We start from the raw sequence: 23,747 nt of genomic DNA, 5'->3' as shown, positions 1-23,747 counted from the left end.
CCGTGTTCGTCAGCGCGCGCTCCTTCGAGGAGTACCGGGCGATGTTCTCCCTCACCGATCGCGATCTGTCCCTGCGGATCCTGGACTGCCCGGGCGGCGCCGCGGGTTTCGTGTCCGAGGCCGGCGAGCGGGGTATCGACGCCGTCGCCGTGGACCCCGTCTACGGGTCCGACCGGGAACGTCTGGGAGAGCTGGCGCTCAAGGAGAACGAGCACAAACACCAGGAACTGCTCGAACGTCGGGAGGACTTCGTGTGGACGTGGTTCGACGGGCCCGAACAGTACACCCGCTCCCGTTCGCGGGCGGCGCGCGCCTTCGCGGCGGACATCGGGAAGCGCCCCGAACGCTACGTCGCGGGTTCGCTCCCCCGGCTGCCCTTCGCCGAGCGCTCCTTCGATCTCGTCCTCAGCTCGCACCTGCTGTTCTCCTACGGACGACAGTTGAGCGAGGACTTCCACCGCAGATCCCTGCTCGAACTGGTGCGGGTGTCCCGGTGGCAGGTGCGGCTCTACCCCTTGTTCCTGCACGCGGATTCCCGGCGCTATCCGGCGCTGGACCGGATGCGGGCGATGCTGGCGGGGTACGGCGTCACCTCGCGGGTGGAGCGGGTGGAGTACGCGTTCTTCCGGGGTGAGCCGGAGGCGTTGATCCTGGAGTGCGCCGAGCGTTCCGCCCTGCCGAAGGACGAGCCCGAACCCGTCGCGGACACCGGATCGCACGACCCGGTGCGGTGGCGGCACCTGGAGTCCCCCGCCCGAAGCGGAGGACTCCCCTAGAACGGCTCCGGGCCCGCCCCCGGAAACGGGGCGGGCTCGGAGTCATCCACGACGAGGCCGCGAGGACGCCGTTCCGGCGGTTCGGCGGGAGCGGCGTCCGGACCCGGAGGTCTGACGTTCGCTCTCCTTGCGCAGGGCGTCGACCAGCTCGTTCTTGCGCATCCGGGAACGTCCCTCGATGCCCAGCCGGCGGGCCTGGCGGTACAGGTGGTCCTTGGTGGCCTCGGCGTCGACCCCGCCGGCGGTGGGCAGGTCCGGGCCGGAGCGCCGTCCCGAACGCGGGTTGCGCGCCTGGGCGTCCGAGGGCCCCTTGCTCTGCTTGGCCTCCCAGTGATCGCCGACCTTCTCGAAGGTGTGCTTGACCGCCGCGAAGGCCACCCGGTGGGCGCGTTCGCCCTCGCCGTACTCCTTCACCGCGTTGTCGTGCGCTTCGATCCAGGTCCGCTGCGCCTTCTTCGGTGACCGGCGCAGAGTGTCGGGAAGTTCGTCCTTACCCGGCATTCCTCTCATCCCCCCGAATGGTCGGTTCCGGTGTGGGACGCCCTGCCCGCTCTCCGACCTCGGGAAACACCGGGGTGTCGGGGTCAGGTGGCGAAGATGTGGGACTCGTCGGCGAAGGCCTTGAACTCCAGGGCGTTGCCGGCGGGGTCGAGGAGGAACATCGTCCGCTGCTCTCCGGGCAGACCTTCGAAGCGCACGTACGGTTCGATGACGAACTCGGTCCCGGCCTCGCGCAATCGCTCGGCCAGCCGTTCGAAGGCCTCCGGAGCGAGGATGAGACCGAAGTGGGGCACGGGCACGTCGTGTCCGTCGACCGGGTTGTGGACGGCGGCCCGACGTTCGGGGGCCAGGTGGGTGACGAACTGGTGGCCTTCGAGGTTCCAGTCGATCCAGGTGTCGGAGCTGCGGCCCTGTTCGAGGCCGAGCACGGTGCCGTAGAAGTGACGGGCGGCCGTCAGATCGTCGACGGGGACGGCCAGGTGGAAGCGGGGGCGAGGGGTGTCCGGCCGGGTCATGGGGCGACCTTTCGGGAGGGGGTGTTCCATCGCGATGTCGACATTAGGACATCACGGCGTCCATGAGAAGACCCCCGAGACCCCGAGTACGACCGGAAGGGCCCACCCCCGTTCCGGGGCGGGCCCTTCCGACGTGGCCGTGGAGCCGGGTCAGCCGACCAGGGCGAGCAGTTGCGGCACCGTCAACAGCGCCACGTAGAAGCCCATGAACTGCACACCGGTGTGCATGTTGAACATCCGGTTCAGCAGTCCGCCGACCAGGCCGACGCTGACCGCCACGCCGACGGCCAACAGGCCGCCCTCGTAGAGGCAGATCACCAGGATCAGGCCCGCGAACGATCCGATGATCGCCTCGTGGGAGATCCGGCGCATGACGAAACCGGCGGCCTTGTGGGCGTAGGTCATCGCGAACGGGTAGGCGATGACGGTCGCCAGCACCACGCCGAGCAGACCGTAGAAGAGGAACTCTCCCCCGGACAGCAGGTCGTGCAGGTTGTTGGTCGCGCCCGTCTCCGTGTCCACCGTGTACACCGGCGGGGCGTTGAACAGCGGCGCGGCCGGTCCGGCCGCCATCGGCGACAGCGGAAGCCCCAACGCGATCAGCGGGATGAGCGTCTCGGCGATGTAGGTGGACTCGGTGGTGCCGTTGCGCACCGACATCACGGTGGTGAGCCGGTGGTACCCGTTCTTGATCCGGGAACCGGCCGCCTCGCCCATGAGCACGGTCATCGCGACCGGGGAGAACACGAAGGTCGCGCTGGAGACCGAGGCCGCGGCGGCCGTGTACCCCACCTGTCGCCGGTCGAGGATCTTGAACGGGTTGGGCACCCGCCCCTTCCACGTCCGGTTGTCCGGGGCCAGGTCGAACGATCGCGGCTTCGACCTGCGCAGGCCCTCCCGTCCGGCCGGGGACAGTGACAGGAACAGGTCCGCGATGAGCGGTCCGATGGCGATGCCCATGAAGAAGCTGATCGTCAGCGGCGTGCCGATGGTCTCGCCGATGAAGGTCTGCAACCCCACGACCAGCAGGACGAACGGGATCAGCGCGAAGACCGCCGCCAGCCGCCCCTTCGAGGTGTAGGCGATGATGAGCGCCGCCGCGAGGAAGATCCAGGGGGCCGCCGCTCCGATCGCCTCGGTGAAGGGGCTCAGCAGCCAGGCGAACAGGACCGACAGCGGGACCGAGATGAACGCGGCGAGCACACCGCCGGAGATGGCCTTGCGCAGCGCGATGTGGGGCACGCCCAACTCGCGCAGCATCTGCGCGTCCCGCAACATCGGCACGGCCAGGGTGTCACCGGGGATGCCCAACAGGGTCGTGGGGATCGCGTGGGTGATGTGCTTGGCGACGATGGCGCCGATGAAGAAGGTGAAGACGCCGGTGGGCGGCACGCCCAGCAGCACCACGAGCAGGGTCAGAGGGGCGACCGTGGCCGTCTCGTCGGTGTAGGAGGCCAGGCCGATGAAGGCGAAGACCACGACACCGATGATGCCCATGGCCACGGCCCAGGTCATGTCGGTGAGGAGTTCGGGGCTCATGATCGTTCCTCGGCTTCGGTGGAGCGCCGCCGGTGCTGCGCGAGCAGGTCGTCGTACAGCCCCAGGGTGCGGAGTTCCTCCTGGACCGCGGTGGGCAGTTCGGACGGGTCGCCCAGGGGGCCGATCTCGGCCTCGATGGCGTCCATGGCCTTCCTCCGACCCTCACCGTCGGCGGCGGTCTCGCGGACGATGCGCTTGGGTCGGAAGAACACGGCGTTGAGGAAGCCGGCGAGGAGACAGCCGCCCAGGCCCACCAGCAGGGCGTAGGTGGAGGCCACGTCCGGGTTGTCGCCGAAGTGGGCGAACAGCCGTTCCGAGACCAGGTAGAGCGGGACCGCGATCCCGGCTCCGAGCAGGATCGCCCACAGCGTGTGGCGGGAGTCGACGGTGTCGCCCCAGATCTCCAGGAGCCGGCCCGTCGCCTCCTTCTCTTCCTCCGGGGCGGTCATCGCCGGTCTCGCAGACGTGCCAGGACGGCCTCGGCGTGGTCGGCGCCGAAGGAACGATCGGCCACCAGGGCGGCCACCACCTGGGGGATCTCCTCGGGTTCGGCACCGGCGGCGACGGCGATGTTGCGGGCGTGCAGCGACATGTGGCCGCGCTGGATGCCCTCGGTGGCCAGGGCGCGCACCGCCGCGATGTTCTGGGCGAGGCCGACCGCCACCATGAGCTCGCCGAGTTCGCGGGCCGTGGTCACACCGGTCAGCGCCAGCGCGGTCTGGGCGACCGGGTGCGTGCGGGTGGCGCCGCCGACGAGGCCGACCGGGGTGGGCAGCTCCAGGGTGGCGACGACATCGCCTTCGGCGTCGATCTCGAAGGTCGACAGGGAGGTGTAGCGACCGGAGGCGTCGACGGCGTGCGCGTGGGCGCCGGCCTCCATCGCGCGGGTGTCGTTGCCGGTGGCCAGGACCACGGCCGAGACGCCGTTCATGATGCCCTTGTTGTGGGTGGCGGCCCGGTAGGGGTCGGCGGCGGCCAGACGGTAGCCGTGGACGATGTCGCGGGCGACCTCGGGCCCGCCCAGCGCCTCGGCGTCCAGGACCGCGCGGGCCCGGCTGATCCGCCGGTCGGCCCGGTTGGTGAGGATGCGCAGCAGGGGGCGGCCCTGGGCCAGTTCGGCGATCCGGGGCGCGACGGCCTCGGCCATGGTGTTGACGGCGTTGGCGCCCATCGCGTCGCGCACGTCGACGGCCAGGTGGGCCACCACGTAGGTCTGGTCCCCGGTCGGCACGGTGCGCACGGTCAGGTCGACCACGCCTCCGCCCAGACGGACGAGGGTGGGGTCCTGGCGCTCGGCCAGTTCGATGATCTCCTCCCGCGCCTCCAGCACCCGCAGACGGGCCGCCTCCGGGTCGGTGACGTCGACGATCTGCACCTGCGCCTGCATCACCGGGGTGGTGCTCGTGGTGGTGAAACCGCCGCGGACGCGGGCGATGCGGGCCGCGTTGGAGGCGGCGGCCACGACCGAGGGCTCCTCGGTGGCCATCGGGACGAGGACGTCCCGCCCGTTGACGGTGAAGTTGGTGGCCACGCCCACCGGCACACCGATGACACCGACGGCGTTCTCGATCATCCGGTCGGCGATCTCGGAGTCCAGGCCGCCCGTCTCCAGAACGTCGAGCGCGTCCGGCTCCAGTCCGCACTCGCGCGCGGCCGTGCGTCGCCTCTCGACGACGTCGAGGTTACGGAACCCGGACAGCCTGCTGTTACCGGCCAAGCTGGGACACCCCCTGGGAGAAGGCACCGCGGACTATGCGGTGCGTCACTGTGATGGAGACCATGCAAGCAGCCCCGCAACGTGGGCGACATGTCCGATTCGGACAGAGAACTCCCCGTTAACCTGGCCGTTTCCTTCCGATCACATGGAGGCGGGCCGCCACGCCGAGTCGGAAGAGCGCGTCGGAGGATCGCCAGTCCGACCCCAGGAGCTCGGACAGCCGTTCCAACCGCTGCTTGACGGTGTTGGGGTGCACGAACAGCGTCCGGGCGGTGCGGGTCACCCCGGCGCCGCTGTCGACGTAGGTCAGGAGCGTGCCGATCAGGTCCGTGCCGTGGTCGCGGTCCCAGGCGATCACCGGGCCGAGCAGGCGTTCGGCGAACCGGCGCGCGCGTTCGCCGTCGGTGCCGAACATCGCGAGGTAGGGCGCGTACTCCTCGGTGGAGAAGACCCCCTCGTCCGCCCCGAGCCCGGGGAGCAGGGCGGCGCACTCCCAGGCCTCCCGCATGGCCTCGGGCAGTCCGGCGGTCCCCTCGGCCCGGCCCACCACCACGGTCGTCGCCCCGGCCTCAGCCTGGTGGGCACGGGCCCGGACCTCCTCGGCCCGATCGGTCGCCCCCTCCCCCGGGATCAGGACACCGACCCCGCCGTCCTGGACCGCCGCCAGCCAGCCGCGCCCTCCCGACAGGGCGCGGAGCACGGTGTGGCGCCGGGTGTCGGGGACTGGGAGGGCCAGCACCGTCCAGGCCCGGTCGAGTTCGATGCCCCGGGCCTTGGCGCGGCGTTCGAGCGACTCGGTGTCGGTGCTGCCCGAGAGCAGGTCCAGGGCCAGCTCGCCGCGTACCCGGTCCTCGGCCTCGGTCAACGCGTCGCGCCGCATGGTCAACAGGGCCAGGATCTGGGCCGAGCGTTCGATGGTGCGCTGTTCCAGGTCGGTGAGGGGCTCTCGCGCCTCCCCCACCAGGACCAGCCCGAGGAAGACCGGCCCGGCCATGACGGCGGCCACGGTGGCCAGGCCGTGGGCGCCCACGTCGGCGCAGTGCCCCGAGGCCCGGCTGCGTTCGGCCGCCCGGACCACCTCGGGCAGGGGGCGGCCGTCGTGCCATCGGCGTTCGGCGGCCCCGGGCGAGGAGGCCAGCGGCCGGTGATCGCGGTCGACGACGGCGACCGGACGTTCCAGGGCCCCGGCCAGGGTGTCGGCGACCTCTCGGGGCCCGTGCCCGGACAGGACCAGGGCGGTGAGCCGTTCGTGCACGCGGGCGGCCACGGCCATCTCCTCGGCGTGCTTGCGGGCCCGTTGGGCCGCCTCGGAGGCGGTGGAGAAGAGCCGTGCGGTGCGCAGGATGAGGGCGGCCTGGTCGGCGAAGGCCGACAGCAGGGCGATCTCGTCGCCGCCGAAGGAGCGGGCCGAACGGTCGGCCGCGAAGAGCACTCCGAGGATCTCCCCGTCGGCGGAGACCGGCACGCCCAGCAGGGAACGGAGCCGCTCGTCCTTGACGGCCAGGTCGATCTCCGGGTCGCGGTCGAAGTCGGCCGTCTCCGAGTAGTCGGCGACCCACTGAGGGCTGAGGGTGTGGACCACCCGACTGGCGATGCCCACCCCGGTGGGGACGCGCAACCCGGGGAAACGCGGGGAGACCGTCCCCCGGCTGGCCCGCACGAACAGCTCGTCGGTGTCGGGGTCGTAGAGGGACATGTAGGTGACCTCGGTGCCGACGAGGTCGTGGGCCCGGTCCACCAGACGCTTGAGGACGGCCTGGGGATCGTGCACGTCGACCAGGTCGTGGGTGCTCGTGATCAGGGCGAGCAGTTCCCGTTCGCGCCGTCGGAGCCGGCCCACGAGAGCGGAGGTCCGTTGGACCTGGGAGGCGAGTTCCTCGCCCATGTCCCCCAGGATCGTCTCGGCCTCCTCCGCCCCCAGGTACTCGCCGGTCTCCAGCCGGCGGAGCAGGTCGACGACGGCGTGTCGTGCCTGCGGTCCCAGCCGTTTGGTGTGCTCTGCCATCGGTCCAGTCTGCCGGCCCGGGGCCGGCGAAACCGCTGGTGGGGCGGGTACGCTCTCGGTCCGGCCGGTTCCGTGGCCCCCTCGGGCCCCTTGCTCAGGCCGGGGTGGTCTCTCCGTCCCCGTTCTCGTTCGGGGTGGCGGCGATCTCCAAGTGGACGCCGTGTTCGCGGATCGCCCGCGCCGAGGAGTCCGCGAGGCGGTCGTCGGTGATCACCGAGGAGAAACCGGAGAGCGGGGCGACCTTGAAGGTGCCGAAGGCCCCGTACTTGTCGGCTCCGGCGACGAGCACCGACGAGGAGGCCGCGGCCATGGCGGCGCGCTTGACCGCCACCTTCGACCGCGACGGCGTGGTCGAGCCCCGGTTGAGGTCCCAGGAGCTGGTCGAGACGAAGGCGATGTCGATGTTGAACTCGGTGACCGTGGCGGCCGCGATGTCCCCGACCGAGGAACGGTTCTCCCGGTCGATCTGGCCCCCGATGAGGAACAGGGTCAGGTCGGGGTGGTCGGTGAGCGAGGCCGCGGTGGTGAGGTCGTTGGTGATGACGGTGAGCCCGGTGACGTTCCACAGCAGGGGGACCAGATGGCCGAGCGTCGTCCCCGCGTCCAGGTAGAGGGTCTGGCCCTCGCCCACCAGGGCGGCCGCCGCGCCGGCCATCGCCCGTTTCTCCGCGACGTCCACGCTGGACTTGTCCCGGTAGGAGGGTTCGGAGCGCACCTGGGAGGCGAGTTCGACCCCGCCCGGGACCGAGCGGACCCGGCCCTCCTCCTCCAGGGTCATGATGTCGCGCCGCACCGTCATGTGCGAGACGTCGAGGATCTCGCAGAGCTCCTTCACGCTCAGCACTCCCGTGCCGCGCAGCTCCCTCAGGAGCAGGTCACGCCGTTGCGCCGGAATCATCGTCCTCCTTCGTCGTCGGTTCCCACAGACATGGTACCGAGAGTTACCAGATGATCTTAGCTGTGATAATTTTTGACTCATATGTTCCGGCAGTGTTAAAACACTGCTCATCGCCTCGACGGCCGGCGCACCACGCGTCCCCCCACGAGGTGAGAGAAGGAGAACCATGCAAGGCACCGATCCCACCACCTCGCCTCACGCCCCCGTCCGGTACGCGCTCACCGGGGCGCGGGGCGGGTTCGCGCGCACGCTGCTCGCCCAGACCCTGCGGATCGAACGGTTGCGCCCCACCGTCCTGTGCGACCTCGACACCGCCGGAACCGTCGCCCTGTGCGAAGAACTCGGCTACGCCCCCGAGGACCTGCGGGTCTGTTCCACCCCGGACGAGCTGGCCGCCCTGGAACCCGGCCGGATCGCCGTGACCGATGACGCCGGCCTGCTCGCTCAGGAGGGCTACGACGTCCTCGTCGAGGCCACCGGTAGCCCGGCCGCCGGGACCGCGGCCGCGCGGACCGCCATCGAGACCGGCCGCCACGTCGTCATGGTCTCCAAGGAGGTCGCCTCCGTCGCCGGAACCGCCCTGGCCGGCCTCGCCCGGGAACACGGCGTCGTCTACACCCCCGGAATGGGCGACCAGCCCGCCAACCTCATCGAGTGGTACGAGCGCGCGCTCACCCTCGGCCTCGACGTGGTCGCGATCGGCAAGTCCGGCGAGTACGACCTGGTGTTCGACCCCGAGACCGGGCGGGTCCGCCAACTCGACCGGGAGATCGACGCCCCCGAACTGGCCGATCTGCTGTCCCTGGGAACGGACGTGCCCGCCACCCTCGCCGCCCGGGCCCGCGCCGTGGCCGAACTCGACCGTTCGGCCGCCGCCGACTACTGCGAGATGGGCGTCGTCGCCGACCACACCGGGCTGACCTCGGACGTGGAGGGGCTCCACTATCCGGTCGCCCGGACCGCCGAGCTCGCCGACGTCTACTCCCTCGCCGAGGACGGCGGGATCCTGAACCGCTCCGGGGTCGTGGACGTCTTCAGCGTGCTGCGTCTGCCGGAGGAGGCCTCCTTCGCCGGGGGCGTCTTCGTCATCGTGCGCACCGGCGACCCCGTGACCTGGGAGCTGCTCGCCCAGAAGGGGCACGTGACCTCGCGTTCGGGCCGCTACGCCTGTCTCTACCTGCCCTACCACCTCATGGGCGTGGAGACCCCCCTGAGCCTGCTGGACGCGGTCGACCGCCATCGGGCCGCGGGTACGCGCCGACCGGCGCCGCACGCGATCCTCGCCGGACGGGCCCGGGGCCCGCTGGCCGCAGGCACCCGACTGGACATGGGCGGGCACCACCACGACGTCACCGGCGTGGCCCCCGTCCTCCTGGACCCGGCGCAGGCGCCGGACGACGTGGCCCCGCTCTACCTGGCGGCCCACACCACCCTGGGGCGCGACGTTCCCGAGGGCGCCCTGGTGCGCCTGGGCGACCTCGCCGACCCCGACGAGACCCTGATGGACGTCTGGCACCACGCCCGACTCCGGGCGAGCGATCGGAACAACTGACATGTCGGATCTCTACACACTGCTGGCGTTCGTCACCGCCGTCGTCGTCCTCGTCCTGCTCATCGCCCGCTTCAAGGTCCACCCCGTGGCCACGCTGTTCATCGTGGTCATGGGTCTCGGCCTGGTCCTGGGCATGGGCGGCACCGCCACCGTCGAACTGGTCATGGAGGGCTTCGGCAGCACCCTGGCCAAGGTCGGCCTGCTGGTGATCTTCGGCTGTGTCCTCGGCAAGATGCTCGAACTGAGCGGCGCGGCCATGAAGATCACCGAGACCGCGCTGCGGATGTTCGCGGAGAAGCGGGTGCCCTGGGCGATCGCCCTGGCCTCGACCGTGCTCGGCATCCCGCTCATCGCCGACACGGCGGTGGTCATGCTCATCCCCATCGTGTCCGCCCTGGCCTACCGCACGGGCTTCTCGATGATGCGCCTGGGCCCGATCCTGTACATCGGCGCCTACGTCATGACCTCGGTCATCCCGCCCGGCCCCGGCCCCCTCGCCTCCGCCTCCCTGCTGGAGGTCTCCATGGGCGAGGCGATCCTCTACGGCCTCATGGTGGGTGTGCCCGGCGTCCTGGTCGCGACCCTCTACCTGTCGCGCATCAAGACCTACGTGCCGCCCAAGCCCGAGTTCGTCGAGCACCTGGTGGGGGCCGGCGGCCCGTCCTCCGGCGGCTCCGGCGAGGGGGCCACCGACGACACGGCCCCGGGGTCGAAGGTCGGGCTGTTCGGCGCCCTGCTGCCCATCCTCGCCCCCATCGTCCTCATCGTCTTCGCCTCCCTGGCGGGACCGGCGCTGCCCGAGGGCTCCTGGATCACCGGCACCGTGCTGTTCGTCGGCGAGCCGACCGTCGCCCTGTTCCTGGCCTGCCTCCTCGCGCTGCCGCTGTTCCGCGGCCGCTGGCGCGACAAGGAGACCCTCAACGACCTGTTCGAGTCGGGGCTGCGCATCGCCGCCATGCCCCTGGCCCTGACCGGTGTCGGCGGGGCACTGGCCACCATCATCCGGGAGACCGGTGTGGCCGAGAGCGTGGCCGGGGGCATCGAGGGGATCGGACTGTCCCCGATCCTCATCCCCTTCCTCATCGCCGCCGCGGTGTGCACGATCACCGGCTCCAACATCCTCGGGGTCATGACCTCGGCCGCGATCATGCAGCCGCTGCTGCCCTCGCTCGACCTGTCCCCGCTCGCGGTCTACCTGGCCTGCGCCACCGGCGCGCAGATCATGAAGCACGCGAACTCCTCGGGCTTCTGGGTGACCACCACCCTGTCCAACATGACGGTGGGCCAGGGCATCCGCTCCATCGGGGTCGCCTCGGTGCTGTCGGGTGTGACCGGGTTCGTGGTGCTCTACGCCATGCACGCCGCCGGGCTCGTCTGATCCCCTCCCAGCGGGAGAGGGCCGTCCCCGCGTCCGACGCGGCGCGGGGACGGCCCGCACGACCGGAAGAAACGACCAACCTACGGAGGACCCCATGGCGACCCTCGGAGTGATCGCCGACGACCTCACCGGAGCGACCGACATCGCGATCGCCCTCACGTCGGCCGGATACCGGACCACCGTCGTCCTGGGCGACGACCCGAACGTCGGCGCCGTCGACACCGACGGCGCCGACGCCGTGGTCGTGGCCCTGAAATCGCGCACCGCGCCCGTACGGGAGGCGGTCGCCGACTCCCTGAACGCGCTGGAGACGTTGCGGACGGCCGGCTGCGAACGGTTCTACGTCAAGTACTGCTCGACCTTCGACTCCACCCCGGACGGCAACATCGGCCCCGTCTGCGAGGCGGTGCTGGAGGCCCTCGGCGAGCCCGTCACCGTGATCGCCCCCGCCTTCCCCGCCAACGGCCGCACCGTCTACCGGGGCCACCTGTTCGTGGGCGACGACCCCCTCGACGAGTCGTCGATGCGCCACCACCCGCTCACCCCGATGACCGACTCCAGCCTGCCGCGTCTGCTCGCGCCCCAGGTGTCCGGGGGCGCGGACGACATCGCCCTGGTGCCCTGGCAGGTCGTGGTCCGAGGGGCCGACGCCGTACGCTCCGCCATCGACGCGGCGGCCGCCTCGGGCGCCCGTTTCGTGGTCGTCGACGCCCTGGACGACGCCGACCTGGACACCCTCGCCGAGGCCACCGACCACCTGCGTCTGCTGACCGGCGGCAGCGCCCTGGCCCAGGGGCTACGCGGCCCCCGCGACTTCGGCCCCTCCCGGATCACCCTCCCCGAGGGTCCCCGGGTGGTCCTGGCCGGCAGCGCCTCCCGCGCCACCCAGGGCCAGGTCCGCCACGCGCTCGCCGACGGCGACGGGATCCACCTGGTCCCCGCCGACCTGCGCGCGGACTTCGACGGGGTGGTCTCCACCGCCGTGGAACGCGCGCTCGGCTCGGGCGAGGGTCCGTTCGTGGTGTACGCGACCTCGGCCCCCGAGCACGTCGGCGACACGGCCGACGCGCCCTTGATCGAGGACGCCCTCTCGGAGATCGCCGCGCGACTCGTGGCCGCCGGGGTGCGCGCCCTCCTGGTCGCGGGCGGCGAGACCAGCGGCGCCGTCGTGCGACGTCTGGGCGTGGGCCCGCTGGCCCTGGGCCCCGAGGTCGACCCGGGTGTGGCGTGGATGCTCGGCCGTAAGGACGGCGCCGACCTGCACCTGATGCTCAAGTCCGGCAACTTCGGCGGCGAGGACCTCTTCGTCCGCGCTTGGGAGGAAGGGGAGTGAACCCTACGACACTGGAGGACGCCGAGAGACTGTGCGCGGCTGGGCGTCGCGCCGTCGACCTGGGGCTGAGCCCGGGCGCGTCGGGCAACGTCTCGGTCCGTTCGGGCGACCTGACGTTGATGAGCCCCACGGGGGTCCCGCTGAGCGAACTGGACCCGGGAGAGCTGTCCGTCCTGGACGACTCCGGCCGCCACGTCGATGGCCCGGCCCCGTCCAAGGAGTTCCCGCTGCACCTGGCGATGTACCGCCGGGTGCAGCGGGCCGGGGCGGTCGTGCACCTGCACTCCCCGCACACCGTCGCGGCCTCCTGTCTGCCCGCCTGGTCGAAGACCTCCGCCCTGCCGCCGATCACCCCCTACCTGGTGATGCGGGTCGGGCAGGCGCCCCTGGTGCCCTACGCGGCCCCGGGCAGCGCGCGCCTGGCCGAGAACCTGGACGAGCTGCCCGGCGACTTCCGCGCGGCGCTGCTGGCCAACCACGGTTCCCTGGTGGCGGCGGCCGACCCGGCCGCGGCCCTGGACGGGGCGATCGAGTTGGAGGAGGCCTCCCGGATCGTGGTCTCCCTCCAGGGACGGGAGTTCTCCGTGCTGACGCCCGAGGACGTGCGTGAGCTGACCGAACGTTACGGCACCGTCTGGGAGTGCTGACCCCGTCCCGAGGGGGAGGACGGGCGGACACGCGACGAGGGGCCCGCGCCGGGTGGCGCGGGCCCCTCGTCGTGATCCTCAGCCGGTCTCGGGCAGCCGATAGACCGACACGTGCGAACGGGACTCGGAGGTGAAGGCGGCCCCCTCCCAATCGGCGTGCCGGGACTCCAGGACGAAACCGGCCAGGCGGGCCATCAGGTCGAGTTCGGCCGGCCAGACGTAACGCTGCGCGCACCGGAGCAGCCGCGCCTCGCGTCCCTCCCCGAAGCGGAAGTGGTGCGAGACCAGATGCTGGCGGGCCACGTCGTAGGTGTCCAGACCGATGTAGCCGTCCTCGGCCGTGAACAGGACGCCCTTCTGTTCCGGGGGCAGCCTGCGCAGGTCGGGCACGCCCAGTTCGACGACGAACCGGCCACCGGGTCGAAGGTGACGCGCGGCGTTGCGGAAGCACTCCACCTGCTCGTCCTGTTCGAGAAGATTGCCGATCGTGTTGTAGACCAGGTAGACGAGGGTGAAGTCGCCCGGGACGCGGGTGGTGGCCATGTCCCCGACCGTCACCGGCAGGGCGGTCTCGTCGGCCTTCTCACGGAGGCGGACGATCATCGCCTCGGACAGCTCGATCCCCGTGACCGGGACCCCGCGTTCGGCGAGCGGGATCGCCACGCGGCCGGTGCCGACGGCGAATTCGAGCGCGGCCCCGCCCTCGGCGAGCTCGGCCAGACGTTCCACGGTCGGGCCGAGTCTCTCCGGCGCGAACATCCCCTCACCCGGGGTGTCGTACTCGGCGGCGGTCTCGGCATCCCACGTCAGCGCGTTCTCGCTCTGTTCCATGCGGGAACGCTAACCCGGCGGGAACGGGCCACGCCAAGGGTTTTTCCGGGCCCCGCGCCGCGCGTGGGCCCCTTCGTCGGGATCTTCGACCGTGCCGGCATTGCGTTCGCACTGTGTTCCACGTCACCCTCCTGGAGGAACGTCTCCCACAGTGAGGACCCCCATGACCACGCACCCCTCCGACACCTCCCCACCCGAGGAACGACACGGCTTCATCAGGACCCTGGGCCGGATCGACGTCTTCTTCCTCGGGTTCGGCTCGATGATCGGCTTCGGCTGGATCGTGCTCACCGGAGGCTGGATCCAGAGCGCGGGCACCCTCGGAGCCGTCACGGCCTTCCTCGTCGGCGGCGTCGTCATGGCGCTGGTCGGCCTGGTCTACTCCGAACTGGTCTCCGCCATGCCCAAGGCCGGCGGCGAACACCACTACCTCCTTCGAGGGATGGGCCCCAGAGCCGCGCTGCTCGGCTCGTGGGGCATCGTCGGCGGCTACGTCACCGTGATCCTCTTCCAGTCGGTCGCCGTCCCCCGATCACTGACCTACCTCTTCCCCGATCTGCCCCGGATCGAGTTGTGGACCATCGCGGGCGCCGACGTGCACCTGACCTGGGCCCTGGTCGGATCGGCCACGGCCGCCCTGCTGACCTGGCTGAACATCCGAGGGATCCGGCAGGCCGGTCTCCTCCAGACCTCGGCGGTGCTGTTCCTGGTGGTCGTCGCCGTGGTGCTGCTCGCCTCCTCCTTCTTCGGCGGCCGACCCGAGAACGTCGAACCGCTCTTCACCGGCGGCGGTTCCGGGATCATCGCCGTCCTGGTCGTGGTGCCCTTCCTCTTCGTGGGCTTCGACGTGATCCCGCAGTCGGCCGAGGAGGCCCGGGTCTCGCCCCGACGGATCGGCTCCCTGGTGGTCCTGTCCGTGGTGATGGCCGCGGTGTTCTACATCGTGATCGTGGTGACCACCTCGCTGGCCGCGCCCACCGCCTCCCTGGGTTCGATGGACCTGGCCACCGCCGACGCGATGACGCACATGCTCGGCCACCCCTTCTGGGGGATGTTCGTGGTCGCGGGCGGTCTCGCGGGGATCGTCACCACCTGGAACGCCTTCCTGATCGGGGTGTCCCGGCTGCTGTGGGCGATGGCCCGTTCGGGCATGATCCCCCGCTGGTTCGGGGTGATGCACCGGCGCAACGGCACCCCGGTCAACGCGCTGCTGTTCGTGGGCGCCCTGTCGATGGGGGCGCCGTTCTTCGGGCTAGCGATGCTCGACTGGGCGGTCGACTCCGGCGGGCCGAGCATCGTCATCACCTATCTGATGGTCTCGGTGGTGTTCCTGCTGCTGCGCCGACGCGAGCCGGGGATGGAACGCCCCATGCGCGTGGGCGGCCGACGTCCCTGGGTCGGCGTCCTGGTGGGGGTCGCGGCCGTGGTGACCACCACGGCCATGCTCGCCCTCTACCTGCCCGGCATGCCGGCGTCGCTGTCCCCGGAGCCGTGGCTGATGTTCGTCGCCTGGTGGGCGCTGGGGCTGGTCTTCCTCGTCCGGATCCCCGGCGGCGTGCGCCCCGGACCCGAGGCCGAGGAGGAACTGAGCGCGCGGGTCGCCGAACGGACCCGCCGACGGAGCGGCCGGCCGTGACGGCGGGCCGTTCCGGGGCCCGCCCGGAACGGCCGCCTCCGTTCCCTCAGTCCTCGGTCGTACGGGGACGTTCGCCCTTGATCTCGGTGCCCACGTCCAGCTCGGCCCGCTCCTCGGCCAGGACCCGCAGCGCCTCCGCGTCGGAGACCCGGTTCCTCGGCGTGAGCAGGCTGACCACCACGCCCGCGACCAGGGCCGCGGCCAGGGACGGGAGCACCGCGTTGCCCCAGAAGGCGGCGTAGGAGTCCACGTTGTTCACGACCAGCGCCGCCACCGAACCGGCCGCCATCGCCGAGACCCCGCCCTGCCAGGTGGCCCGGGGCCAGAACCGGCCGAGGAGGGAGGCCACCAACAGGCCGGTGAGCACCGTGGAGATGAGCAGGGTGATGTAGTCGATGATCGTCGTGGCCAGCAGGGCGAAGACCAGCGCCAGGGCGAGGACCGAGGCCAGGGCCACCCGGGAGTGGAAGACGAGACGGTCGGGCCGGGGCAGCCGTCCGGTGACGAGCTGCACGACGTCGCGCAGCAGGATCGTGACACCGACGATGGCGTCGGAGTCCCCCGAGGACATCGTGGCCGACAACCCGGCCACCAGGAGGAAGGCGCCCAGCCAGAGAGGGAAGAGCGTCGTCGCCAGGTAGGGGAAGGCCAGATCGGGGTTGTCCAGGCCCGGTTCCAGGGCGTGGGCGGACATCCCCGCGATGGCGGGCAGCAGGGAGAAGACCGCGAACAGCGTTCCGGCGATCAGGAAGCCGCGACGCACCGTCCGCACGTCGGCGGCCGAGTAGATCCGCTGCCGGTAGGAGGGGGTGGCCAGGACGCCCACCCCGATGACCACGGCCAACGACAGGGCGGGCAGGAACCCCAGCTCCTCGACGCCCAGCATGGACAGGGCCTCCTCACCGTTGCCCTCGGCCAGACCGGCGAACCCTCCGACGTGGACCAGGGCCAGCACCGCGAGGAGCGTGAAGCCGACGAACAGCAGCGTGCCCTGGATCGCGTCGGTGACGACCACGGCCAGGTAGCCGCCGACGACGGTGTAGATCCCGAAGCCCAGCGCCACGACGACCTTGGCCGTCGCGGCGTCCATCCCGGTCAGAAAGGACAGATACATGGCACCGCCCATGATGTGCGCGCCCAGCCATCCGACGGAGGCCAGGAACAGCAGGACCGCCACCACGCCCTTCACCACGCGGTTCGCGCCGTAGTAGAAGCTCATCTCCTCGGCGAAGGTCATGAACCCGTACTCGCGCACGTCGGCGAAGAGCCACATGAGCAGGAGGATCCCGGCCGCGCCGCCGATCCCGTACAGGGCTCCGGCCCAGCCGTTCTGGTAGGCGAAGCCGACCGCGCCGAGGCTGGATCCGGTGCCGACCAGGGTCGCCAGGGTGCTGCCCATGATCAGGGGGACCCCGAGGCGGCGCCCGGCGAGGAGGAAGTCCTCCCCGTCTCGGGTCCTTCGGGCCACCCACCAGCCGACGCCGATCATGAGGAGGACCGCGGCGATCAGGGCGGGGAGATAGATCATCCGCGCTTCGACCATGACACTGCTCCGTCTCGAGGGGGTACGGAGCCGCGGGGGCTCCGGGGCGGGGTGAGGGAGCGGGGTCGCCCGGTCGAAGGGCGACCCCGGACGGAAGGACCGGCGGGGGCCGTTCCTCAGGCGGTGTAGAGCACCGCGTCGATCTCGATGAGGAACCCGGGCAGGTCGGCCTGGATGGTGGTGCGCACGGGCGGCTCGTCACCGAAGTACTCGGCGAAGAGCGTGTTCATCGCCTGGAAGTCGTCCAGGTCGCGCAGGTAGACCCGGGCCTGGACGGCGTCCCGCAGGCTCGAACCCGCGGCCTCGGCGATGGCGACGAGGTTGGCGAAGGTGGCGCGGGCCTGCTCCTCGAAGGTGCCCTCCACCAGGGAGCCGTCGGTGCGGTGCGGGGTGGCCCCGGCCAGGTACACGAAGTCCCCGGCGATGGCGGCGTGGGAGTAGGGGCCTCCGGGCGGGGAGGCGTAGGGGGTGACCAGGGTCTTCTTCTTGCTCATGTGTTCTCCTCGAACATCGGATCGGTCCACCGGTCGGCGGACGGGTGCGGCTGCGCCCCGGGGCCCGGGGCGTTCGTGCGGGGGGTCGGTGGAGGGTCTCGTCGAGGTCCTCCGGTCAGGGGCGGGGGAAGGGTTCGTCGAAGTCCTCGGGCCGGTCGAGGCGGCGCACGGAGGCCCGCACCCGTTCGCGGCGTTCGTTCTCCGCCTCCTGTTGGGCCGGGCTGAGCGGCACCCAGAGGGGCGGTGGCGCGGCCGAGGCCGGGGGCAGGAGGCGACCACCGACGTAGGTGGCGGTGTTGGTCAGTCGTACCGGCGCCCTGCGGACGCCGCCGTGGACGTCCACGGCGTCGAAGCCGTCGTGGTCGATCTCGAAGACGGCGATGTCGGCGGCGGCGCCGACCGCCAGGGTTCCCGCGTCCAGGCCCAGCGCGCGGGCGGGGCGGACGGTCGCGGCGGCCACCGCCCGGTTCAGGTCCATCCCCGCGGCCATGGCCTTGGCCATGACGGTGGGCAGGTCGAAGGCGGGCCCGTGGATCGACCGGACGTGCAGGTCGGTGGAGACGACGGGGTCGATCCCGGCGGCCAGTTCGGCCTCGAACACCTCGAAGTCGAAGGCGCCCGAGCCGTGGCCCAGGTCGAAGACGACGCCCGTGTCGCGCAGGCGCAGGAGCGTGTCGGTGGGTCGCCCCTCGGAGACCAGTCCGGCGGCCACGCCGGTGGCGCAGTGGGTGAGGACGTCCCCCTCCTTCAGGAGCGGGGCGATCTCGGCCAGACCGGGCGGCCCGTAGCCGATGTGGACCATGAGGGGGCGGCCGAGCCGGTCGGCCACGCTGCGGGCGCGGCGCAGGGGTTCGATCCCGTGGGGGCCGACGGTGTGCCGGTCGATCCGGGCCTTGACCCCGCGGACCAGGTCCGGTTCGGCGGCGGCGACCGCCACGGTGGTGTCGACGTCGAGGTTCTCCAGCACGTGGTGTTCGCCGGTCCGACCGACCAGGCCGGTGCCGGCCACGTTGATCAGGGCGTGCACGCGCAGCGGGGAGGGGTCGACGATCGACCGGCGCAGCCCGGCGAGGGTGTAGGCGCCCGCCGAGCCGGCGTCGATCCAGGTCGTCACCCCGGTGCGCCAGGCGATCGGGGCGGGGTCGAGCCCCCAGTAGCCCGCGCCGTCGCCCAGGTGGGTGTGCAGGTCGACGAGGCCGGGCAGGACCACCAGGCCCGTGACGTCCACCGCGTGCACGGCCTCGGAGCGGGGCAGGTCGACCGCGACGTCGACGATCCTGCCGCCTCGGACGCCGATGTCGGCGATCCCGTCCCTTCCCGTGCCCGGGTCGATGACCCGTCCGCCGTGGAGCAGAAGGTCCCACACACCCATCACCCCCATGGCGTTGCGCCCTGCGCAACACTGTTGCTCCATTGCCAACAGATTGAATAGCATCCCGACGTGACACGGGTCAATGAGTTCGGTGTCGAGCGCTACGAAAGGACCTCGGTGGACGAGCCGCATCCCCCCGCTCAGAGGGACCCCCGATCCACGCACGCCCCCGGGACGGCACGACCGCGAATCGACGCGGTGTGCGTGGGAGAGTGCATGGCGCTCCTGGTCCCGGAGGAGGCGCCCCCCGGCCACGCCCCGCGTTTCCGCGCCGAGGTCGGCGGCGCCGAGGGCAACGTCGCCGTGCACCTGGCCCGGGCCGGACGTCGAGTGGAGTGGCACGGCCCCCTGGGCGACGACCCCTTCGGCGACCGCATCCGCGAGCGGCTCACCGCCTCCGGCGTGGTCTGCCGATCCCGGATCGACCCGGCCCGCCCGACCGGCCTGTACATGAAGCACCCCGGTCCCGAGGGCACCCGGATGCGCTACTGGAGGCGCGGGTCGGCCGCCTCGGCCCTGGGCCGGGACGACGCCGTCGCGGTCCGAAAGGCCGCGCCGCGCCTGGTCCACACCACCGGCATCACCGCGGCCCTGTCGGAGACCGCGGATGGGCTGGTCGAGGAGCTGCTGACCGACACCTCCCCCACCACACTGCGCAGCTTCGACGTCAACCACCGGCCGGCGCTGCACGACACGCCGGGCCGACGTCGACGGCTGCTGGATCTGGCACGCCGGGCCGACGTCGTCTTCTGCGGGCTGGACGAGGCCCAGGCCCTGTGGGGGGTCGAGACCATCGACGGGCTCCGCGCGCTCATCCCCGAACCCGAGTGGCTCGTGGTCAAACAGGGCGCCACCGGGGCGACCGCCCTGCGTGCGGGCGATTCCTTCTTCCATCCGGCCCCGGAGGTCGAGGTCGTCGAACCGGTCGGCGCGGGCGACGCCTTCGCCGCCGGATTCCTCCACCGGCTGCTGGACGAGGCGCCTCCGATGGAGTGTCTGGCGGAGGGGACCGCCCTGGCCGGGCTGGTCCTTGGACTGGAGGGGGACGCCCCCGCTCCCCCACCACCCCCGACCTCCTGCGACACTGACACGGGGCCCTCGGGCCGCCACCACTGAACGACCGGGGCGAAGGAGAAGGTGCACAGGTGTCCAACAGCGTCGAACGCGCGATGCGCATCCTCGTGGAGCTGGCCGACGGCCCCAGCACCATCAGTGAGCTCGGCCGACGTCTCGACGTGCACCGCACCACCTCGCTCCGACTGCTGCGCACCCTCGAGGAACAGCGTTTCGTGCGGCGTACCGAGGACGGCCGCTTCCAGCTCGGAGCGCGTATGGCCACCCTCGCCGCCGCCGCGCTGACCGGCCTGGACATCCGGGGCTCGGCCGCCCGTCACCTCCGGGACCTGGGCGAGGCCACCGGCCAGACCGTCCATCTGGGGGCGCTGGAGGGCGATCGGATCGTGTACCTGGACAAGGTGGAGTCGCGTCACGCGGTGCGCATGTACTCCCACATCGGCGCCCTGGCGCCCCTGCACGCGACCGGTATCGGCAAGGTGATCCTGGCCCACCTCCCGCCCGCGGAGCGCGACGCCCTGTTGGGCCCGGAGCCGTTCGCCAGGTGCACCGCCGGAACCCTCACCGACCGCGCCTCGCTCGACGCCGACCTGGACCGGATCCTGCGCCGAGGCTGGGCCCTGGACGACTTCGAACACGAGGAGTTCATCCACTGCGTCGCCGCCCCGGTCCGTGACGCGGCGGGCAGGGTGAACGCGGCGATCTCGGTGTCCGCGCCCAGCGTCGTCCTGGACCGCGACGGGCTCCTCGGACTCACCGACGACCTGGTCGCGGCGGCGGACGCCATCGGTGAGGAACTGGGGTGGCGACCTCCCCGAACGCGCTGAGGGGAACGCGGGGCGAACTTGAGTACTCGTACTCACGTGCCCGCGGCCCCGTCCGGAGAGCATGGGGACATGAACCCCGCACAGACCCGCCCCGCCTCCCTCCCCCGGCCGCTCTCGACCCTGATGACCGCCCTGCTCCTGGCCGGCACCGCCGTCTCCACCTGGTGGGTGACACGCACTCCGCCCCATGAGGAGGCGGCCGCCGGAGGCTTCTCCCTCGACGAGGCCGACCACGCGATCGACCCCCTCGTCCTGCCCGCGTGGGCCGAGACGCTGATCGGCGCCTCCGCCCTGGTGATCACCCTGGCCATGGCGGCGCTGCTCGTCCGGGCGATGGTGGTCGAACGTCTGGACCGCCGGTGGGGCTCGGTCATCCTGTCGCTGACGCCGATCGCGGCGATGGCCGGACTGTGGTGGATGATCGGGACCGCCCCGGTGATCGGCGCCAACATCGGCTTCGGGCTGGCCTCGATGGTGTTCGGCCCGGCCTCCCTGATCCTGCTCGCCGTCGCGATCGCCCTCTCGATCCCGATCCTGCGCTCCCGCTGACCCCGGGCGGGAGGTCAGGACGGGCGTTCCCCTCCCTTCGCCCCGCTCCGTCGCGTGCCCCCATAGTGGCGGGCGGCCTTGGCCCGATTCCCGCAGCGCGTCATCGAACACCAACGGCGGTTGCGTCCGGGCGAACGGTCGTGGAAACGCAGCCCGCACCGTTCGTGCGAGCAGACCCGCACCGCGCCCGTCTCCCCCGCCGCGACCAGGGCGATCGTGTCGGCGGCCGCGCCGGCCAGGGCCCGTTCGACCCCCGGGGCCGGATCGGCCGAGCGCAGCACGCCCCCGTCGTCCTTCAGGAGGGGGCGGGCCTCGTGGGCCCGGACCGCCCACCGATTGACGGTCGCGATGTCGGCGGCCTCGGGTGAGGTCCCCTCCCGGGCGACGATCAGCAGCCGGTCGACGGCCTCGCGCAGTCCACGCGCCTCCTCCAGCAACGCCGGTTCCGGTTCGGGGACCCGTTCGCCCGCCGCCGCGGCGAGGCCGCTCCGCTCGGCCCATTCCGCGAGGTCGGCCGGGGTCACGAGCAGCTCGCGAGGTTCGTTCCAGCGGTCGCGCAGGGTGTTGACCAGGTCCAGGCAGGGCCGGCCGCCGTCCCAGATCCAGTCGTGGGCGGACGTGGCCATGGCTCCTCCTCGGCTCGACCCGACTTGAACAGGACGCCATCCTAGCCTTACTCTCTAACCCCCTTAGATGGTTAGGATCTATGATGCACAGCGAGACCGCCCTCGTCGGCGACCTGCGAATGCACTACCTGCGCGCCGGAAGCGGCCCCCTCCTCGTCCTGCTCCACGGCTGGCCCCAGACCTCCCACTGCTGGCGCCACGTCATGCCGGCCCTGGCCGAGCACTACACCGTCATCGCCCCCGACCTGCGCGGATACGGGCTCACCGACAAGCCCGTCGGCGGATACGACAAGCGCACCATGGCCGCCGACGTCCGGGCCCTGGCCCGACGGTTCGACGACGGGCCCATCCGGTTGGTGGGCCACGACCGGGGCGCGCGCGTGGCCCACCGCTACGCCCTCGACCACCCCGACGAGGTCGAACGGATGGCCCTGCTGGACATCGCCCCCACCCTGGCGACCTTCCGACGCACCTCCATGACCGTGGCCCGCAACTACTGGCACTGGCTGTTCCACATGCAGCCCGACCTGCCCGAGCAGCTGGTCGGAGGCCGTCACGACACCTACCTGCGGTACTTCTTCGAACGGTGGACCGTCAATCGCTCCGCCGTGGAGGAGGCCATCGACCACTACGTCGACGCCTTCTCCCGCCCCGGGGCGCTGCGCGCCGGCTTCGACGACTACCGCGCCACCCACCCCGAGGACCTGAACGCCGACGAGGCCGACCAGGAGGCCGGCCGACGGCTGACCATGCCGCTCCTGGTCCTGTGGGGGGATGCGGGCCTGCCCGCCGCGCTCCCGGTCGCCGACATCTGGCGCGAATACGCCGACGACGTCACCGGAGAGGCCTTGGAGGACTGTGGCCACTTCCTCCCCGAGGAGCGCCCCGCCGAGCTGGTCGACCGCCTGCTCCGCTTCCTCTAGACGGAGGACCCCCGAGAGGGCGGCGGCCGCACCCCCGATACGGCCGCCGCCCTCGGGGCATACTCCCCCCACGGGGGGAACGTCATGAACACCGACTACACGTTCGATTCCGGCACCGACCTGGGGCGGTTCCAACTCGACCACCTGTCGCTGCTGCTCGACGGGGCGAGCCGGGACTTCATCGGGGAGGTGGCCGCCCGCGAGGGGCAGCGCTGTCTGGAGTTGGGCGCGGGCAACGGCTCGATCGCCGCTTGGCTGGCCGAGCGGGTCGGCCCGACCGGGCGGGTGGACGCCGTCGATCTGGACACCACGCATCTGGACGACGTGCCCGAGGTCCGGGTCCACCGGCACGACGTCGAAGAGGGGCCGCCCGTCGACGGCCCCTTCGACCTGATCCACGCGCGCCTGTTGCTGATGCACCTCGAACGCCGCCACGAGATCCTGGAGTCCCTGGTCCGGGAACTCGCCCCCGGCGGCCTGCTGGTGCTCGGAGAGTTCACCCGACCGCCCACCGTGCCCTTCGAGGCGCCGACGGAGTCGGAGGCCGCGTTGTACCACCGGCTTCTGGAGACCACGATCGAACGCATCGCACGTCCCGCCGGACAGGACTACGCCTGGGGGTACGAGGCCGACCGCGCCATGATCCACGCGGGACTGGAGGGGGTGGAGACCGCCGAGTACCGGCACACCGCCCGGGGCGGTTCGGCCACCTGCCGGCTGATCTCCAACTACGCCCGGCAGTTCACCCCGGCGCTGACCGCGATCGGTTGGACCGAGGCCGAACTCGACCGGATCCACGCCCTCATGTCCGACCCCCGAACGCGCGTCGGCTTCTTCCCCTTCGTCTGTATCCGGGGACGCCGCACCCTGGACGGGTGAGTCGACGAGAAGGGAGCGGACTTTCGGAGTCCGATGAGTGTCCTGTGGAACCCAATGCCGGAGAAACCCTGTTCGTACAGGCATCCGCTTCGGGGTGAGCGCGCTCACCCCGAAGCGGATGAACGCCCGACC

23 protein-coding genes are annotated in these 23,747 nt (G+C 71.7%); 11 read left to right on the top strand and 12 right to left on the bottom strand.

The window, feature by feature from the left end; all coding sequences use genetic code 11:
- Positions 1–2: 2 nt before the first annotated feature.
- Positions 3–776, top strand: coding sequence for a class I SAM-dependent methyltransferase (locus TR33_RS23060; protein WP_017535273.1), 774 nt, complete (start codon positions 3–5; stop codon positions 774–776).
- A gap of 42 nt (positions 777–818) precedes the next feature.
- On the opposite strand, the gene TR33_RS23055 is transcribed toward TR33_RS23060, so the two are convergent.
- From TR33_RS23055 to TR33_RS23025, 7 genes are all read right to left on the bottom strand, one after another.
- On the bottom strand, positions 819–1,277 hold the full coding sequence (locus tag TR33_RS23055; protein WP_017535272.1) for a ChaB family protein: 459 nt from the start codon (positions 1,275–1,277) through the stop codon (positions 819–821).
- Between the two features lie 83 nt (positions 1,278–1,360).
- Complete coding sequence (locus TR33_RS23050) at positions 1,361–1,792, bottom strand: VOC family protein (RefSeq protein WP_014912225.1); 432 nt, start codon at positions 1,790–1,792, stop codon at positions 1,361–1,363.
- A gap of 150 nt (positions 1,793–1,942) precedes the next feature.
- Complete coding sequence (locus TR33_RS23045; protein WP_014911330.1) at positions 1,943–3,331, bottom strand: tripartite tricarboxylate transporter permease; 1,389 nt, start codon at positions 3,329–3,331, stop codon at positions 1,943–1,945.
- A complete protein-coding gene (locus TR33_RS23040; RefSeq protein ID WP_014909972.1) occupies positions 3,328–3,780 on the bottom strand; it encodes a hypothetical protein in 453 nt (150 codons plus the stop codon). Before TR33_RS23040 ends, TR33_RS23045 begins: the two co-directional genes overlap by 4 nt.
- The gene (locus TR33_RS23035) at positions 3,777–5,048 is read right to left on the bottom strand and encodes a hydroxymethylglutaryl-CoA reductase, degradative (protein ID WP_042285475.1); all 1,272 of its coding nucleotides are present in this window, start codon (positions 5,046–5,048) and stop codon (positions 3,777–3,779) included. Before TR33_RS23035 ends, TR33_RS23040 begins: the two co-directional genes overlap by 4 nt.
- Positions 5,049–5,166: 118 nt before the next feature.
- Positions 5,167–7,053: a helix-turn-helix domain-containing protein gene (locus tag TR33_RS23030; protein ID WP_042285473.1), complete on the bottom strand. Its 1,887-nt coding sequence runs from the start codon at positions 7,051–7,053 to the stop codon at positions 5,167–5,169.
- A 94-nt stretch (positions 7,054–7,147) separates the two neighbouring features.
- The gene (locus TR33_RS23025; protein ID WP_017535268.1) at positions 7,148–7,951 is read right to left on the bottom strand and encodes a DeoR/GlpR family DNA-binding transcription regulator; all 804 of its coding nucleotides are present in this window, start codon (positions 7,949–7,951) and stop codon (positions 7,148–7,150) included.
- 166 nt (positions 7,952–8,117) lie between these two features.
- Here TR33_RS23025 and TR33_RS23020 point away from each other — a divergent pair, with 166 nt between their 5' ends.
- From TR33_RS23020 to TR33_RS23005, 4 genes are all read left to right on the top strand, one after another.
- Positions 8,118–9,503: an NAD-binding homoserine dehydrogenase gene (locus TR33_RS23020; RefSeq protein ID WP_017535267.1), complete on the top strand. Its 1,386-nt coding sequence runs from the start codon at positions 8,118–8,120 to the stop codon at positions 9,501–9,503.
- A gap of 1 nt (position 9,504) precedes the next feature.
- Positions 9,505–10,881, top strand: coding sequence for a GntP family permease (locus TR33_RS23015; RefSeq protein WP_017535266.1), 1,377 nt, complete (start codon positions 9,505–9,507; stop codon positions 10,879–10,881).
- Positions 10,882–10,975: 94 nt separating this feature from the next.
- Positions 10,976–12,214 (top strand): 3-oxo-tetronate kinase, encoded by a 1,239-nt coding sequence (otnK, locus tag TR33_RS23010; protein ID WP_042285472.1) that lies wholly within the window; start codon positions 10,976–10,978, stop codon positions 12,212–12,214.
- Positions 12,211–12,861, top strand: a complete 651-nt coding sequence (locus TR33_RS23005; protein WP_017535264.1) for a class II aldolase/adducin family protein — start codon at positions 12,211–12,213, stop codon at positions 12,859–12,861. The genes otnK and TR33_RS23005 overlap by 4 nt, the downstream gene beginning before the upstream one ends.
- A gap of 78 nt (positions 12,862–12,939) precedes the next feature.
- On the opposite strand, the gene TR33_RS23000 is transcribed toward TR33_RS23005, so the two are convergent.
- Positions 12,940–13,692, bottom strand: a complete 753-nt coding sequence (locus TR33_RS23000) for a class I SAM-dependent methyltransferase (RefSeq protein ID WP_017535263.1) — start codon at positions 13,690–13,692, stop codon at positions 12,940–12,942.
- A gap of 163 nt (positions 13,693–13,855) precedes the next feature.
- On the opposite strand from TR33_RS23000, the gene TR33_RS22995 reads away from it, so the two are divergent.
- Entirely contained in the window at positions 13,856–15,328 is a 1,473-nt protein-coding gene (locus TR33_RS22995; RefSeq protein WP_394297007.1) for an APC family permease, read from the top strand.
- A 46-nt stretch (positions 15,329–15,374) separates the two neighbouring features.
- Here the strand turns inward: TR33_RS22995 and TR33_RS22990 are convergent, their stop codons facing one another.
- From TR33_RS22990 to TR33_RS22980, 3 genes are all read right to left on the bottom strand, one after another.
- Positions 15,375–16,871 carry a sodium:solute symporter family protein gene (locus TR33_RS22990; RefSeq protein WP_042285466.1) on the bottom strand — a complete coding sequence of 499 codons (1,497 nt, stop codon included), beginning with the start codon at positions 16,869–16,871 and terminating at the stop codon, positions 15,375–15,377.
- 116 nt (positions 16,872–16,987) lie between these two features.
- Positions 16,988–17,365 (bottom strand): RidA family protein, encoded by a 378-nt coding sequence (locus TR33_RS22985; RefSeq protein ID WP_042285463.1) that lies wholly within the window; start codon positions 17,363–17,365, stop codon positions 16,988–16,990.
- Positions 17,366–17,480: 115 nt separating this feature from the next.
- On the bottom strand, positions 17,481–18,731 hold the full coding sequence (locus tag TR33_RS22980) for an amidohydrolase family protein (protein WP_042285601.1): 1,251 nt from the start codon (positions 18,729–18,731) through the stop codon (positions 17,481–17,483).
- A gap of 195 nt (positions 18,732–18,926) precedes the next feature.
- Between TR33_RS22980 and TR33_RS22975 the strand changes: the two genes are divergently transcribed.
- From TR33_RS22975 to TR33_RS22965, 3 genes are all read left to right on the top strand, one after another.
- Positions 18,927–19,853: a sugar kinase gene (locus tag TR33_RS22975; RefSeq protein ID WP_387606419.1), complete on the top strand. Its 927-nt coding sequence runs from the start codon at positions 18,927–18,929 to the stop codon at positions 19,851–19,853.
- A gap of 29 nt (positions 19,854–19,882) precedes the next feature.
- A complete protein-coding gene (locus tag TR33_RS22970) occupies positions 19,883–20,638 on the top strand; it encodes an IclR family transcriptional regulator (RefSeq protein WP_017535257.1) in 756 nt (251 codons plus the stop codon).
- A 69-nt stretch (positions 20,639–20,707) separates the two neighbouring features.
- Positions 20,708–21,187: a hypothetical protein gene (locus TR33_RS22965; RefSeq protein ID WP_042285460.1), complete on the top strand. Its 480-nt coding sequence runs from the start codon at positions 20,708–20,710 to the stop codon at positions 21,185–21,187.
- Between the two features lie 14 nt (positions 21,188–21,201).
- On the opposite strand, the gene TR33_RS22960 is transcribed toward TR33_RS22965, so the two are convergent.
- Complete coding sequence (locus tag TR33_RS22960; RefSeq protein WP_042285458.1) at positions 21,202–21,813, bottom strand: CGNR zinc finger domain-containing protein; 612 nt, start codon at positions 21,811–21,813, stop codon at positions 21,202–21,204.
- A gap of 83 nt (positions 21,814–21,896) precedes the next feature.
- Here TR33_RS22960 and TR33_RS22955 point away from each other — a divergent pair, with 83 nt between their 5' ends.
- The gene (locus TR33_RS22955) at positions 21,897–22,736 is read left to right on the top strand and encodes an alpha/beta fold hydrolase (RefSeq protein ID WP_026125128.1); all 840 of its coding nucleotides are present in this window, start codon (positions 21,897–21,899) and stop codon (positions 22,734–22,736) included.
- A gap of 84 nt (positions 22,737–22,820) precedes the next feature.
- Positions 22,821–23,615 carry a class I SAM-dependent methyltransferase gene (locus TR33_RS22950; protein WP_017535253.1) on the top strand — a complete coding sequence of 265 codons (795 nt, stop codon included), beginning with the start codon at positions 22,821–22,823 and terminating at the stop codon, positions 23,613–23,615.
- Positions 23,616–23,747 lie beyond the last annotated feature (132 nt).

This window comes from Nocardiopsis alba (assembly GCF_000710955.1).
Taxonomy (GTDB): Bacteria; Actinomycetota; Actinomycetes; order Streptosporangiales; family Streptosporangiaceae; genus Nocardiopsis; species Nocardiopsis alba.
This window is presented reverse-complemented; position numbering and strand designations above follow the sequence as displayed.

Bases quoted from the DNA above. Each gene is read 5' to 3' on its own strand.
- TR33_RS23040 (WP_014909972.1), bottom strand. From the start codon at position 3,780: ATGACCGCCCCGGAGGAAGAGAAGGAGGCGACGGGCCGGCTCCTGGAG.
- TR33_RS23025 (WP_017535268.1), bottom strand. From the start codon at position 7,951: ATGATTCCGGCGCAACGGCGTGACCTGCTCCTGAGGGAGCTGCGCGGC.
- TR33_RS22950 (WP_017535253.1), top strand. From the start codon at position 22,821: ATGAACACCGACTACACGTTCGATTCCGGCACCGACCTGGGGCGGTTC.
- TR33_RS23055 (WP_017535272.1), bottom strand. From the start codon at position 1,277: ATGCCGGGTAAGGACGAACTTCCCGACACTCTGCGCCGGTCACCGAAG.
- TR33_RS22995 (WP_394297007.1), top strand. From the start codon at position 13,856: ATGACCACGCACCCCTCCGACACCTCCCCACCCGAGGAACGACACGGC.
- TR33_RS22985 (WP_042285463.1), bottom strand. From the start codon at position 17,365: ATGAGCAAGAAGAAGACCCTGGTCACCCCCTACGCCTCCCCGCCCGGA.
- TR33_RS22965 (WP_042285460.1), top strand. From the start codon at position 20,708: ATGAACCCCGCACAGACCCGCCCCGCCTCCCTCCCCCGGCCGCTCTCG.
- TR33_RS22955 (WP_026125128.1), top strand. From the start codon at position 21,897: ATGCACAGCGAGACCGCCCTCGTCGGCGACCTGCGAATGCACTACCTG.
- TR33_RS23000 (WP_017535263.1), bottom strand. From the start codon at position 13,692: ATGGAACAGAGCGAGAACGCGCTGACGTGGGATGCCGAGACCGCCGCC.
- TR33_RS22990 (WP_042285466.1), bottom strand. From the start codon at position 16,871: ATGGTCGAAGCGCGGATGATCTATCTCCCCGCCCTGATCGCCGCGGTC.
- TR33_RS23050 (WP_014912225.1), bottom strand. From the start codon at position 1,792: ATGACCCGGCCGGACACCCCTCGCCCCCGCTTCCACCTGGCCGTCCCC.
- TR33_RS22960 (WP_042285458.1), bottom strand. From the start codon at position 21,813: ATGGCCACGTCCGCCCACGACTGGATCTGGGACGGCGGCCGGCCCTGC.
- TR33_RS23015 (WP_017535266.1), top strand. From the start codon at position 9,505: ATGTCGGATCTCTACACACTGCTGGCGTTCGTCACCGCCGTCGTCGTC.
- TR33_RS23030 (WP_042285473.1), bottom strand. From the start codon at position 7,053: ATGGCAGAGCACACCAAACGGCTGGGACCGCAGGCACGACACGCCGTC.
- TR33_RS23020 (WP_017535267.1), top strand. From the start codon at position 8,118: ATGCAAGGCACCGATCCCACCACCTCGCCTCACGCCCCCGTCCGGTAC.
- TR33_RS23045 (WP_014911330.1), bottom strand. From the start codon at position 3,331: ATGAGCCCCGAACTCCTCACCGACATGACCTGGGCCGTGGCCATGGGC.
- otnK (WP_042285472.1), top strand. From the start codon at position 10,976: ATGGCGACCCTCGGAGTGATCGCCGACGACCTCACCGGAGCGACCGAC.